We start from the raw sequence: 12,917 nt of genomic DNA, 5'->3' as shown, positions 1-12,917 counted from the left end.
ATAATAAAAGGCAATACAAATGTATTCTAATAATATAAAAAGGCTTTAAATGGCTTATAAAGAAGAGTTCAAAAAAGAGTGTATAAATTTATTAAAAAGTGGCGTGAGCTCAGTGCTCGTTTCAAAGCAAATGAACGTATCTCGCCCAACATTACAAAAGTGGTTAGAGCAAGCAAATGATGAATTTAGTCTTGATGATGGCGTAAAGGCACTAAAAAAGCAGGTTGAGTGTTTAAGCAAAAAGAAAAAATTAGTCCCTGATGAGACAGCCCAGCTTGCTGATCTTATAGTGGCGCTAAATAAGATTGAGAGCAAAAACAAAGCAGCCAAAGAGCAAAAAGCCTATGTTTTGCCACCAGTAAGCTTAGACAAAAGTGCCAAAATTTTAAGAGATGAGATACTAAAAAATGGCGAACTTTTTGCTTATCAAAAAGAATTTTTGCAGAGCGATGCTCAGTTTCGTATCGTACTAAAATCGCGCCAGATAGGCTTTAGCTACGTGGCAGCTGCTGACGCACTTATAGGAGCAGTTGGCGGTAGGAACCAGCTATTTTTATCCGCTTCAGAAGAACAAGCGTTAATCCTAATGAGATATTTAAAACTATGGTCTGATAGGTTTGGAGTGGCTTTGGCAAAAGATAGTGAGACTGAGATAAAGCTAGAAAATGGCGCTATTATAAAAGCTCTCGCTCATAACTTTCGTACAGTTCAAGGTTTTACTGGCGATATTTGGATGGATGAGTTTGCATGGTACCCAAATCCTAAGAAAATTTGGCACGCTTTTGTGCCAAGTATCGGTGCTGTTAAAGGTCGCTTAACAATACTTTCAACACCATTTGAAGAAAAGAGCCTTTTTCATGAGCTATACTTTGACGAGCAAAAATATAAGATGTTTAAACGCTTTCATGTTGATATTTATAGAGCTATGGAAGATGGGCTAGAGTTTGACCTTGAGACCATGAAGGCACTCTTTGATGCTGATACATGGGCTAGTGCTTATGAATGCGTCTTTATAGATGATGAGAGCAGCCTACTGTCTATTACGCTTATCAAAAGCTGCATAGATGAAAAGCTAAGCTATTTTAGTCCAAGCTCAAACACTCCGCTTCTTTGTGGGTATGATATAGGAAGAGTTAGCGACCGTTCAACACTTGCAAGTGTGATCAATAGCGATGATACATATACTCTTGCTATGCTTAACGTGCTTGCAAAAGCTAGCTTTAAAGAGCAAGAAGACGTCTTAAGCTCTCACCTGCGCTCATATCCACTAGCAACCCTTGATATGGATAAAACCGGCATCGGTCTAAATTTAACAGAAACTATGCATGCTAAATTTAAAAGTAGGGTAAATGGAGTGTATTTTACAGCCGGCACAAAGGAGCAAATGGCTCTAAATTTAAAGAAACTCTTTGAGGACAAAAAGATAAGCATACCAAACGATCCACTTTTAATCAGTGATCTTCACGCCATAAAACGTACAGCAGGAACAAAAAGCTTTAAGTATGATGCTAAAAGAAACGAGTATGGTCACGCAGATAGGTTTTGGGCATTAGCTTTAGCTTGTCGTAAAATAGAGGCTGTTGTAAAAAGAAAAGGCGGCGGAGCGGTGATATTAAGATAAATTCTCTAATCGAATTTTTGACCAAATAGCCAAGTATTTTGATCTTCGCTAATTTGGAGTATTACTTTTGATTCTATGAATTTTTTATCTTCATTATTTAATATACCTGTATCGTCATTTAATATCTCATTAAATGAAGTATCTCCTATATTTACAAAATACTGCAAATTGTTATCTCTAACCTCGTCTAATATGATCTTGAATATGGTGGCTTTTTGCCTTTTGTCCATTTCTGAAAATAGCTCGCCATCATGTGCTAAAAAACCTAAGATATTAGTATTTAATGTATAAAGCAACATGTCATAGCAAAAGGTCTTCACATTTCCGATAGAAAAAGAACCGTCTTTGGGGATTTCCACATCTATATTAAACAAATTTTTTGCATTTTGAGCCATTGTGATTTTAAGAGAACCTCCGTTGTTGTTATAAAATTTTTTAACGATATCTCTAAATTTGTTTTCTATAGCATCAAGTTTGAGCTTATTGTCCTCTATATATTTAATTGTGTCCTTTTTGATCTCTGCTATTTTATAGTCGATATCGGTCTTATCTTTTTGAAAATTCTCCAAAGTTACGCTATAAATTTCTAAGTCTTTTTTTTCTTTTTCTAGCGTCAATATCCTATCTTTTAATGTATCTCGTTCCTCTAATGCACCACTATTTTTCAGGTCTTTTAAAAGCCCATCTCTTTGGCTTCCTATCAAATCTCTTTCATCTTCTAGTTCTTTGAGTTTTTGGCGTATCTCATCTATTTCTGCCGAGATTCTATCTTTTCTACTTTTAGCTAATTGATTGTGAAAGTTCTGAGCCTCATTAAGTCTTTTTAATACTTTATCCTCAAAAAATACTTTAGCCTCGTCATAGATATTTTTTATCTCTTCTAGGTCTATACTTATATTTTCGGATGTGAGTAAATTTTTTTCTTTTAGTGCTATATTTGTTTGGAGTTTATAAATTTCATTTCTAATATTATTTAAATTTTCAGTCAAAGAATTTGCACGCTCTTTTAATTCATTATAGTTTTTAGCCACAATAAAAAGGTTTAAATTTTCTTGTGTGCTTCGTATCTCATCCTCTATATCTTTAATATTCTTCTTTGGTACTTGTTTTTCATATTTTTCTAGCTCTTTTTTGGCTGTTTTTAGACTATCTAATGCCTCTTTTAGTTTATGGTTTTCCTCTTGTAGCTTTGTATCTATACCCAACAAAAAAAGATTAACAAGTCTTTGATTGTAATCATTTATATCCATGCCTTGCTGTCTTAACGTATCATAATATCCGCTTCTTCTAGCAAAGCAATTAAATACCTGTCTAAAAGAAATTTTATCAGAATTTATTGTGTTGCTAAAAATATTATTTAGTTCAGTTGCATAAGTTGCTTGATTGTATTCATTGTCATTTATAACCCACTTAGTCTCTTTGAATTTTTTTTCTACCGTATAACTTTTGTTATCATGTATAAAACTTAAACTAAATTTTCCGTAGTCTTTTAAAAAATCTTTCATTTTTTGCGGAATTTTTGCATTTAGCATATAGTGAAGCATTTCCAATGACAAGCTTTTGCCTATGCCATTTACTGTGTCTTTTTGGTCATGGTTTAGTTGTTTTCCTACTACTATATTTAGACCTTTATTAAATTTTAAAGCTTTAAATTTTGGGTTATCGCAAATTAAGCTCAATAATGTCATTATCACTCCTTATTTTGCCGATTATAAATAAAAAATCTAAACATAAAAGCATTTTCTCAATAGTAATTTCTTTAAAATAAACCGTATTTAGCTCTCTAAGTAAACTGTCTGTATTAATACTGCCATTTCTTAAAATTTTAAGTATATATGCCGATATGCTAATTATCGAATCAGCTGGTTTGATTATTTTAGTCGGCATTATCATTTTTTGCACCTATATCACAAATTTCAAAGAAATAACTAATAATTATCCAAGTTATGTTTGCTTCGTTAAAATCTTTTATATCAAAGTAACTTGTAATCTCATCATATAACTCGGAAAATATTTCGTTAAAGTCCAAAGATCTATAAAAATTGTAGTGTAGCTCATCAATGCTTTTTGTTTTTATGTCACTAATATCAGCATTTATCTCTTTGATATGTTTTAACAATATCTCTCTATATATTTTACGTACTATAAAATCCTGTAAATTAGACATTGTCGTATCGTCATTAAGCTCTTCTATGCTATCTCTATAATCTAACCCGCGCTTAATTTCAATACTTGTTCTTTCAATGAGGCTATTTATTTTTAGTTTTTCATCAACTTCTTTTGTATTATTAAAATCATCTAAATAATTAATTTTTATTTTTCTATATTGTCTTAAAATATGCTTGATTACTAAATTTAAAACCATCTCTGTTGTATAGGTTTTTAAAATTTTGATATCAAAAAAACTATAAATTTCTCCCAGTTTTGTTTGCTCTAAATTATTGATATCTTTTAATAGGTCTTTTGTATCTATTAGACATTTTTCAACATCTATGCTATATTTGTTTCTCCATTCGTCAAAACTACTATCACGCGGACTAGGCTTGTCTAACAAATATAAGATTTTGATTTTAAAATTCGGTTTTGTTTCTAAAATTTTAAGAGTATTATCTATTTTTGCTTTTGTTTTTGTCGAAGTGACTTGGATAAAAATTTTATTTTTATCATCTACTAGGTCAATATACTCTGCATTTTTATTGTCGGCATTGGCATTTTCAAGATCATATCCATATATAACGTTTAGCATATCTCTGTAGAGATTCTCTGAATATATATTTAAAGAATAGTCACTAAGACTTTGCTTGTGCTCTATCTCATATTTAAGTATAGCTATACTTTTAGTTATACTATCTATAATTTCTTTTCTACTCACACGATACTCCTAGTATATAGGATTATACATCATTTTATATAATTATGTGCTAAAAACATTACCCTTATATCTCTTACCACTTCCTCGCTCATATCGCTAGCTAATTGCTCTTTTGCCTTTACAAAACTAGCACTAGCTACATACTCGCTAAAAGCTTTCTCAAGATATGGGTTTGCCTTTGTGCCAGGGTGGTTTACGCTTTTGCCAAAAATTTGGCCGCTCTTTTTGTTTGCAAGAGCCTTCATCTTTTTTGGTTTTATAACATGTGGCTTTGTGCCAAAATATACAAATTTAGCATAAGGTGCAAGTTTTGTATTTCCCACACTTATGCTAAAACTATCTATTCTCTCATCAAAAACTTGTATGTCTTTTTTAAGGTTGCCAGTTTTATATGGTGCTACTTGCTTCGCTCTATATCTTACCCCTGATCCTATGCGAAATAAAAACCTTTTTAAAGCACTATTAAAATTCATTAAAACCTACTAAGTTCTCTTTTTGGCTACATACTCTAAGCACGAGCACAAATCTCCGCTAAATTTTTCACCATTATCAAAGAAAAAATCATGCTCGCTTCCATCATCTATTGCAGTCTTTACATACTCTATAAAGCTGGTAAGGTCGCCTACACATGAACATACATCAGCACTTTTATCCTTTAGGCTTTTATCGCTTGTTATAATAAGTTCTATGCCACTATCAAAAACAAAATATTTCATATCTGCCACCATCTCTTTATGACTTCGATTTTATCCTTTTTGGCATAATTTTCAAAGTATTTTTTTAATGCTTGATTGTCTTTTGTAGGAAATATAGTGTCTATTTTATCGCCATCAAAAATTATAATATAGCCATTTTGTGTTTTTGCTATTGATTTTTGCTCAACATTCGCATGTGGAGCTATATGTGTGATAGAGTTAAGCGCTGAAACTATCTTTGCTGCCGATGTACGTTGCAACAAATTTGCACTATGCTTTTTATCATTTGCGTTTGTAAAAGTCAGCACCCTCTCCACGCCCATTTTATCTATATGCCTTATGATCTCGTCTTTGCCCGGTGCTTCGCTGGCTCTCATTGTTACGCCATCATTTTCATATTCATCAACCCATGCTGGCACGATCTCAGTCCTACACCTAAAATGATATGGTGGCATGCCAAAGTTACTATCCATCTTATCGCTTCTGCCATTATATGGTGCTTTTGCCCATGTAGCTGCTGCCTTTTTGCTGGCCATATCCTTTGCATTCATGATATTATCGCACTGTCTTTCTATGTGCTCTGCTGGTATGAGCCTACCATTCATCGATCTACATATAGCGCTCGTTCTACTATCCATCACAGCTACTACTTTATAGTATTTTACACCGTATTTCCTAGCCTGATTTACTGTTGATATGTTTTGATTTTGGCTGATGATATGATCACTCACTCCCTCAAAGTATCTCACGCTTTGCTTTAGCTCACTTGCAAATTCGTCTTTTAGTCTCTGTGCTAGTTCGCTTCTTGCTACCTCGCCACGAAAAGCACTCTCAATGATATCTTTTAGCCTATCGCTAAAACCTTTGTTAAACTCTTTGCCAACCCAATAGAAGTTATTTCTCATAGCGTTTATAGCCCTTATGTCTATCTCATCAAAGACTACATTTACAGCTATATTTTTACCTGCAAGCACGGCGTAAATTTCTTCAAGATTATTTGGATTTATACTTAGCCCCATTGATGAAATTTTAGAATTTACAAGCTCTTTTAACACCTTTTTATCAATGTTATAATTCTCATTTATAAATATAAGTAAATTTGCAAGCTGTGCCTCTAGCTCCTTTTTAGCTAGCTTCGCATTTTGCTTTATAAACTCATCTACTAGCTCGCTAACGCTCTTGTTTTTGTCAAATTTAGCCTTTAAAAGTGTGCTTAGAAGTAGCTCGTTATTCATTTTTTATACCCTTAAGATCGCCAAGCTCTTTAGTAGCCTTAGCATACTCTTGCCAGTACGGATCACAAAAAAGTGCTTCGATACTCACAAAGCTTCTTTTACACTTATCACAAACCCTATAACGCTTGTTTTGCAAGCCTTTCATGGTATTTAAAACCTTTGTCTTTTCAAAACCGCAGTAAGGACAAAACATAAAAATCCTTTTTATATATTTTTAAAAAATATTAGCTTTTTTTGGGATTTTTTTCACATTTTATAACGGCACTTAGCCCAGTAATGATCTTTGTAGCTTGGCTTGAGTTTAGTAAGGCTATGTTTGTCACAAGTGCTCCGATCTGGCGGTAGTAAAATCTCCTAGCACTATTGTCATCCCAACCAAGAACATCTAGCAAAACCTCTATCTTTTTAAGCTGTTTTTGTGTGATAGCATCTTTTTTTAAAATGCGCCTACCTTTAATGTCTGGCTCAAAGCCTAACCTATCATCTACTCTCTCTTGCAATATATCAAGGGCCAAATTTAGCTCGCTTATGCTAAGCTCCTTGCTGCTCTCTACACCAAAGCGAAGCATTAGCCACTCTTGCCAAGCTCCATTTTCTACGATCTGCTTGTAAAGTGGGTTTATATGGATGAGTGTTAAAAGTTTCTTTCTATACTCACTTTGGTTCATATTAGCCCCCTTATATCAAGCTCACGTCTTGCAAATTTTTCGCTCACTCCAGCACATCTTGCAAGCTTAGCTACATTTAGTCTGCCATTTTTAAATTTATAAAAATCCTCATCGTAACCAAGTGCATTTTTCAGCCTAAAAAGTGCATTTTCGTGTCTTTTAATAGCTAAATTTCTTAGGTGTTCTCTTTGCTTAAAGCTCATCTCTTGCCCTTATTGCTTCTCTTAATTGGTCAAAGAGGTTGGCTAGATCTTTATCTATCTGCTTTTTAGGCTCCTTTTGTGCCAGCTTTGCGATTACATCGGTGAAGTAAATTCCACTTTGCTTTATCTCTTTGGCGTGTATCTTCCAAAACTCACGCAAATTTGCCTTTATAGGCTCTAAATTGTTGTTAAAATACGCTTGATCATTTGGTGAAACAAAGTAAAAGATCAATGTTTGATACTCTATGCTTGCCCCTTTTAGTGAGTATTTTAGGCAGCTATCTTTTAAAGCATATTCACTCATATCTTTTAAAAGTTCCATTTAATACCCCTTTGTATTTTAGGCTCTCTCATTTAGCTCAAAGCCTTTTAAAATTTGCAAAGCTAGTAGCTCTTTGCCTGCAAATTTCTCTTTTATTTCTGGCTCAAGCATACTAAGCCAATATGCATCGAGCTTTTGGTTAAACTCGGCTATCACTTCATCTCTAGGACGCAAGCATCTAAATTCTTTTGTCTGTGCCTCTTTGTTAGCTGTGTGAAAATTAGCTACCGCTTCTTCAAAAGTCAAAATAGTTCCTTTTTGTTTTTAAACCTTAATCAAGCCCTAAATTTTAGGGCTTTGTTAAAGCTTAGAGCACACTAACGGCTGGTGCTTTCTCCTTTATCTCTAAACACTCTTTTAAGCCATCATCATTTAGTGCAAGCTCCTTTAATTTCTTTTCAGGCTTATAGACGCACTCAGTTTTTACAAGTAGATCAAATTTGTCTGCAAGCAAATTTCTAAGCATCTCTTCATCACTCACTTTTACATCCCAGCCAAAACTAACTTTTACGCCGTTTTCTTCGCCTACAAAGCTTATGGTGGTAGCTTCATTCTCGCGTAGTGCATCCCTAGCAAAACAAACAATAACATCTTTATGCTCCTTTAGCTTCTCGTTAAGAGCATCTATTTGCATCTTTATCTCGCAAAAATCCTCTACTGCGCGAGTTAGTTTTTTGTCGCTTATCTCGTTCTCGCTTTTGCCTATTTTTACTCTCATTTTTTCTCTCCTTTCTTAGATTTTTTAGCCTTTTTAGGCTTTTGTGCTAGTTTTTTGTCTAAACTCGCCATCTTTTCTCCTTTAAATTTCTAACTCACTTATACCAAGCTCTCTTGCATATTCTCTTTCTGTATCCATACCTTTTGAAAACTCACTAGCTGGATGCTTTGAAAAATATACATAAGAGCAGTGGCTAAGCATTTCAAGTCCAGCCTTTAGCACCTCATCTCTTTGCTCCTCACTAAACACACCACTAAATGCAAGCACGGGGCTAAGCGGTATATATCCAGCTTCTTTTACCTTTCTGCACTCATCTCTAGCGACCATGCAAGCCATAAAATCAGCATTTACCTTACCGCTTTTAAAGGCAGCATAAGGGCTAGCAACATATACAAGTCTCATTGTCTCTTTCAAGCTCTTCTCCTTTCTTTTTGCCTGCTTGTCTGGCTTTGCATAGCTTCGTTGTGATTTCGCTTGCCGCACTGCGCCGGACAAAGCGTCCGTCTCATTTGCAAACTTATCACGCCTCGCTCTGCTTTGCCATACTTTGCGATAACATTTTTAGTCAAATTTTGACTTAAAAAAGCCCTCTATTAAGGGCTTTGTAAAATCAAATACTTAAAGTATCAACTACAAAATCACTATCTTTTACATAGATATATAAGCCTCTTACTTCGTAAAATTTCTTTGAGTAAGATGCAAACATTCCCTTTATCATGGCTCTCTCCTTATGCTTTTATGCCTTGATATATCTCATCGCTATCGCTTTTTGCCTTATGCTCTTCAAGCAAAGCCATAAGCTCTCTTATCTCTTGCCATTTTTTAAAATTTCTTGGGTGAGATAGCTTTAAAAGTGCGCCTTTTTCTATTCTGCGCACTTGCTCTACACTTAGATTTAGCACCAAAGCTATCTCTTTTAGTGTCATTTTCTATCCCAAGATAACCATATCAAGTGCCCTAGCAACGACACTCTCATCAACAAGGCATCCATTTAGCTCAGCTAGCCTCAAAGCCTTTTTATATAGCTTTGCACTGCTTCTAAAGTTACCTTTGCAGTAGGGAAATATCTCTTTTATATAGATCTTTTCACTCTCATCTTTGCTAAGTCCTTGCATGCACCATTTGCCACAAATTCTGCTAAAAAGCTGCCTTAGCTCCTTGTTTTTACCCATTAGATTTTTTAGTAGTATCTCTGTGCCGCAAAGTATCAGCGGAGTGCGTGAGAAGTCATAAATTCTTCTTAGATCTTCAAGCGCCTTTAGCGGTAGATGCTCCGCCTCATCTACCATTATCACCTTATCGCTACTCTTTAAAAACCTAGCCACCGCCTTTAGCTTTGTGCTTAGCCCACCAGTAGCATCTATCTTTAAAGCCTCGCATAGATCTTCAAGCAAAACCTTAGCGCTCGTGTGACAAGTCGCCTCTATCAAAACCACATTTGGATTAGTCCTAGCAAACTCTTTTAGAGCTGTTGTCTTGCCACTTCCAGCAAAGCCATATATTAGCCCTATCTCTTTTTCAGCTATCGCCTCACTTATGATGAAATTTGCCATCTTTACATCGCTAGTTACGTAAAACTCATTTTCTTTTGCGTTTGCGTGAAAATTCTTAGCTTTTTTGTTAAAATTATCGATGTAAGCATTGATTTTTGCATTTACTGCATCGCTATCACCATTGTATCTTCCAGCACGAAGTTGGCTTATTAGCGATGCGCTCACTCCTATTGCACGTGCAAGTGCTGATGCGGTTATGTTGTTGCTAGATAAAAATTCATCTAGCTTTTTTATACTTTCACTCATTACTACTCCTTTTAGTTAGTTTCATTGACTATTTCTTGCCAACTTTTTATCTTTTTCTCTTTTTTTACATCACTGCCAGCCACAGCCAAAAGCTCATCATCAAGAGCTCTATTTTTAGTCAGTGATCGGCTGCTTTTTTTGGCTGCTTCGATCTCTTTGCTCTCATTATTTGCGCCTTTTAGCTCAGGCTTTAGCGCTCTTTTGGCTTCAAGGCCAATAACCATTTGTTTAAACTCTTCTTGGCTCTTATCTCTTGCCTCGCTAGCATCAGCTTTTATATCACGCAAGCGTTTGCTAAAGAGCTTTCTAGCTGCTTTTGCTTCCTCAACACTTACGCCCTCATCCATATCAAGAACATTTGCCACGCCTATAAAATTCTTATCATCTTCATCCCAAACAAAGCACTCATTTATATTGTCTATGTTTTCTCGGATGGTAACTCGCTCATATCCAAACATCTGAGCGTTATAAAAATTCACGCCACCCACGCTTACACCCTTTTTATTCACATGCTTTAGCTCTTTTTTACTAAGTCTTGCACTAAGACTTATTGCATCCATAGCCACAGCGTCAGCGATCTTTTCGTTATATGCTTCGTTGCATGTTTTACCAAGGCGCTCTAGGTAGCGTGCGTTTAAGAATTTTTCAGCGTAAATATCCATAAGGTTTTGTACTTCGCTTAGCTCTTTTAGTTTTGCTATATTAGTTTTTACGCCCTTTTTAAGGCGTCTCTCTTTTTTAGAGTAGAAAAACTCTATCGCTTGTCTTTCAGTTATGTTATGTCCGATATATCCAGCTAAATTTTCACTAAAGCTATGTTGAAGCGCTCTAAAATTTCTCTCTACATAAGGTTTTAGCCAGCCACTATATGCTCTAACAGCCTCATAGCGTATCTCAAGCGAACCAAGAACCGAGCTCATATATTCACTCTTAAAGGCCTTGCCATTGTCGCCTTTTATCATTTTTGGTTTGCCATACCTTATTATGTATTTAGCCACAGCTCTTGCTATTGCTAGGCTATTTTCGCTATCGCTTATATGAAAGCTTGCCACCCTTGAGTAGGTGTCGATTAGTGCTATGATCGTATAGCGTTTTTGCCACTGCCTTACGTAGCTCTCAAACTCCTCTTTGCTTGAAAAGATATTATTTACAGCCTCATATCCTATTCTTTCGCATATATCACTAGCATTACATATCATGTCAAGTGGGCTAGCATCTATCTCAACGACTTCATTTATCGTTCTTGCTGCCCAGTTGCTCACTCCAAGTGCTGGCATTTGTCTGCCTATAACACCATCTTCGCCGTAAAGTATTAGATTTTTAAGAAATTTGTTTTTCTTTAGGTAGTTATTTACATACCTATTTACCACCTCATAGCTCACACACTCATCTTTTTTGGCTAAAAACTCATCAAAACTTAGCTCACCGATCTGCGAAGCTACCAAAGCTTTTTGATCGCTCTTAGCGATCTTAGTCTTTAGTGCGGGATCCAACCGATGGGGTTGGTCGTAAGCATGAGCTTGGCTCATCTGCGAAGTTATATAATAGTAGTTAAGCATCTTATGGATGTTTGTTATATTTATTCCACCTTTACCAACGCAAGACTTTATTAGCTCTTCACATTTTTTGCTAAGCCCAAGCTCTTCTAGCTTTAAAGTCTTATTGTTGCTCCTGCTATCCACAAGTGCATCTAAGCCACCCTTTTTAAATTTTCTTTGCCAGTCATAAAGCTTATTTGAGCTTACTTTTATAGGGTATTTATTGTTTGTGTTTAAAAACTCTATAAAACTACTCTCATCTATCTTCCCTTTTGCCTTATCCCACTCCAAAACTATTGCACGCTTACATAGTGCATCAGCTCTTTTTTCATCGCTACAAGTTGCTATTAGCGGCAAATTTGCTAAAGAGTTGCCGCTATTATTAGTGCTGCTACCATACATGGTTCTAGTAGCAGCGCAGCCATTGCCATCATCTATCTTCTCCAATACACCATTACCACAAGGCTCAACAAGTAAGCCATCATTGCTATCATTACCACATTGCTCATCTCTTTTTACCTCCTCTTGTATCCATATATTCCGTGTTTTGTTACTCTTATCACAAAGCCCATCTCTTGCATATTCATCACAAATTCTTCCAGCGCTCTCTTTGCTTTTATCTCCTGCCTCTTTTGCTCCATTGCTTGCTCTTCTATCGCCCTTTGCATTAGCTCCATCTCTTCCGCCCAGCTCATCTGCTCTGGCACGTCCTGTGCTGATACATCTCTCATCATTAGCGCTAGCCCCTTTGCCTGACTTCGCTCCACTTGCTGCATTGTAAGGCACGTCATAGCTCTCTCCTTCTCTTGTTTTACTGATCCTCTCTACGATCTCTGGGTAAATTCTCTCGTCTATATCTATTCGAAGGGTTTTGCCGCCACGACCAATGCCGTCTATATACATAAAACCTAATATATTAGGCTTTATACAGCAAAATTTTTTGCCTGATTTTTCAGCTCTTTTTACTGCTTTTACCAAAGCATCATATTTTATAGCTAAAATTTCAGCTGCAACCCTTGAATTTACCCACATTTAGGCTACCTTTATTCCATCTTTCTCTAGTATTTTTTTAGCCTTTTGGCTCACAAAACCTTTATAAAGGCTACTAAGACTAAGTCCTCTCATCTCACAATAGTCCTTGAGGTCGTGCTTTAGCTTCTGTTTTACCTCTCTTGTCACTTGCTTGACCCTATATGCTCTCATTTTTTCACTCCTTTATTTTAAATTTTTATATAATTTCATTATT

Annotated in this window: 18 protein-coding genes; 1 reads left to right on the top strand and 17 read right to left on the bottom strand. The window is 35.7% G+C overall.

The window, feature by feature from the left end; all coding sequences use genetic code 11:
- The first annotated feature begins 49 nt into the window (after positions 1 to 49).
- Positions 50 to 1,621 carry a terminase large subunit domain-containing protein gene (locus tag MTT09_RS04950; protein WP_429802909.1) on the top strand — a complete coding sequence of 524 codons (1,572 nt, stop codon included), beginning with the start codon at positions 50 to 52 and terminating at the stop codon, positions 1,619 to 1,621.
- 5 nt (positions 1,622 to 1,626) lie between these two features.
- On the opposite strand, the gene MTT09_RS04945 is transcribed toward MTT09_RS04950, so the two are convergent.
- The 17 genes from MTT09_RS04945 to MTT09_RS04865 form a co-directional block, all read right to left on the bottom strand.
- Positions 1,627 to 3,309 carry a DUF2326 domain-containing protein gene (locus MTT09_RS04945; RefSeq protein WP_429802907.1) on the bottom strand — a complete coding sequence of 561 codons (1,683 nt, stop codon included), beginning with the start codon at positions 3,307 to 3,309 and terminating at the stop codon, positions 1,627 to 1,629.
- On the bottom strand, positions 3,281 to 3,508 hold the full coding sequence (locus tag MTT09_RS04940; RefSeq protein WP_413784266.1) for an ABC-three component system middle component 6: 228 nt from the start codon (positions 3,506 to 3,508) through the stop codon (positions 3,281 to 3,283). The genes MTT09_RS04945 and MTT09_RS04940 overlap by 29 nt, the downstream gene beginning before the upstream one ends.
- A complete protein-coding gene (locus tag MTT09_RS04935) occupies positions 3,498 to 4,493 on the bottom strand; it encodes an SMEK domain-containing protein (protein ID WP_429802905.1) in 996 nt (331 codons plus the stop codon). Before MTT09_RS04935 ends, MTT09_RS04940 begins: the two co-directional genes overlap by 11 nt.
- A gap of 29 nt (positions 4,494 to 4,522) precedes the next feature.
- Positions 4,523 to 4,966, bottom strand: coding sequence for an HK97 gp10 family phage protein (locus MTT09_RS04930; RefSeq protein ID WP_429802903.1), 444 nt, complete (start codon positions 4,964 to 4,966; stop codon positions 4,523 to 4,525).
- Between the two features lie 9 nt (positions 4,967 to 4,975).
- On the bottom strand, positions 4,976 to 5,209 hold the full coding sequence (locus tag MTT09_RS04925) for a hypothetical protein (protein WP_429802901.1): 234 nt from the start codon (positions 5,207 to 5,209) through the stop codon (positions 4,976 to 4,978).
- A complete protein-coding gene (locus tag MTT09_RS04920) occupies positions 5,206 to 6,423 on the bottom strand; it encodes a hypothetical protein (RefSeq protein WP_429802899.1) in 1,218 nt (405 codons plus the stop codon). The genes MTT09_RS04925 and MTT09_RS04920 overlap by 4 nt, the downstream gene beginning before the upstream one ends.
- Positions 6,416 to 6,616: a hypothetical protein gene (locus tag MTT09_RS04915; protein ID WP_054196762.1), complete on the bottom strand. Its 201-nt coding sequence runs from the start codon at positions 6,614 to 6,616 to the stop codon at positions 6,416 to 6,418. The genes MTT09_RS04920 and MTT09_RS04915 overlap by 8 nt, the downstream gene beginning before the upstream one ends.
- A 31-nt stretch (positions 6,617 to 6,647) precedes the next feature.
- Positions 6,648 to 7,091, bottom strand: a complete 444-nt coding sequence (locus MTT09_RS04910; RefSeq protein WP_429802897.1) for a phage protein GemA/Gp16 family protein — start codon at positions 7,089 to 7,091, stop codon at positions 6,648 to 6,650.
- Positions 7,088 to 7,294, bottom strand: a complete 207-nt coding sequence (locus MTT09_RS04905; RefSeq protein ID WP_054196764.1) for a hypothetical protein — start codon at positions 7,292 to 7,294, stop codon at positions 7,088 to 7,090. The genes MTT09_RS04910 and MTT09_RS04905 overlap by 4 nt, the downstream gene beginning before the upstream one ends.
- Positions 7,284 to 7,616: a hypothetical protein gene (locus tag MTT09_RS04900; protein WP_429802895.1), complete on the bottom strand. Its 333-nt coding sequence runs from the start codon at positions 7,614 to 7,616 to the stop codon at positions 7,284 to 7,286. Before MTT09_RS04900 ends, MTT09_RS04905 begins: the two co-directional genes overlap by 11 nt.
- A gap of 18 nt (positions 7,617 to 7,634) precedes the next feature.
- A complete protein-coding gene (locus MTT09_RS04895; protein ID WP_429802894.1) occupies positions 7,635 to 7,862 on the bottom strand; it encodes a hypothetical protein in 228 nt (75 codons plus the stop codon).
- A gap of 61 nt (positions 7,863 to 7,923) precedes the next feature.
- The gene (locus MTT09_RS04890) at positions 7,924 to 8,334 is read right to left on the bottom strand and encodes a hypothetical protein (RefSeq protein ID WP_429802892.1); all 411 of its coding nucleotides are present in this window, start codon (positions 8,332 to 8,334) and stop codon (positions 7,924 to 7,926) included.
- Positions 8,335 to 8,415: 81 nt separating this feature from the next.
- The gene (locus tag MTT09_RS04885; protein WP_429802890.1) at positions 8,416 to 8,817 is read right to left on the bottom strand and encodes a hypothetical protein; all 402 of its coding nucleotides are present in this window, start codon (positions 8,815 to 8,817) and stop codon (positions 8,416 to 8,418) included.
- Positions 8,818 to 9,062: 245 nt separating this feature from the next.
- The gene (locus tag MTT09_RS04880; RefSeq protein WP_054196768.1) at positions 9,063 to 9,260 is read right to left on the bottom strand and encodes a sigma factor-like helix-turn-helix DNA-binding protein; all 198 of its coding nucleotides are present in this window, start codon (positions 9,258 to 9,260) and stop codon (positions 9,063 to 9,065) included.
- 3 nt (positions 9,261 to 9,263) lie between these two features.
- Positions 9,264 to 10,133, bottom strand: a complete 870-nt coding sequence (locus MTT09_RS04875; RefSeq protein ID WP_429802888.1) for an AAA family ATPase — start codon at positions 10,131 to 10,133, stop codon at positions 9,264 to 9,266.
- An 11-nt stretch (positions 10,134 to 10,144) separates the two neighbouring features.
- Positions 10,145 to 12,703: a Mu transposase C-terminal domain-containing protein gene (locus tag MTT09_RS04870; RefSeq protein ID WP_429802886.1), complete on the bottom strand. Its 2,559-nt coding sequence runs from the start codon at positions 12,701 to 12,703 to the stop codon at positions 10,145 to 10,147.
- Positions 12,704 to 12,874: a hypothetical protein gene (locus MTT09_RS04865; protein ID WP_180371744.1), complete on the bottom strand. Its 171-nt coding sequence runs from the start codon at positions 12,872 to 12,874 to the stop codon at positions 12,704 to 12,706.
- Between the last annotated feature and the right edge of the window lie 43 nt (positions 12,875 to 12,917).

Origin of the sequence: Campylobacter concisus (assembly GCF_050447505.1) — a bacterium.
Taxonomy (GTDB): Bacteria; Campylobacterota; Campylobacteria; order Campylobacterales; family Campylobacteraceae; genus Campylobacter_A; species Campylobacter_A concisus_BP.
Note: the sequence above shows the minus strand (reverse complement) of the source record. Positions and strands in the feature narration are given on the sequence as shown.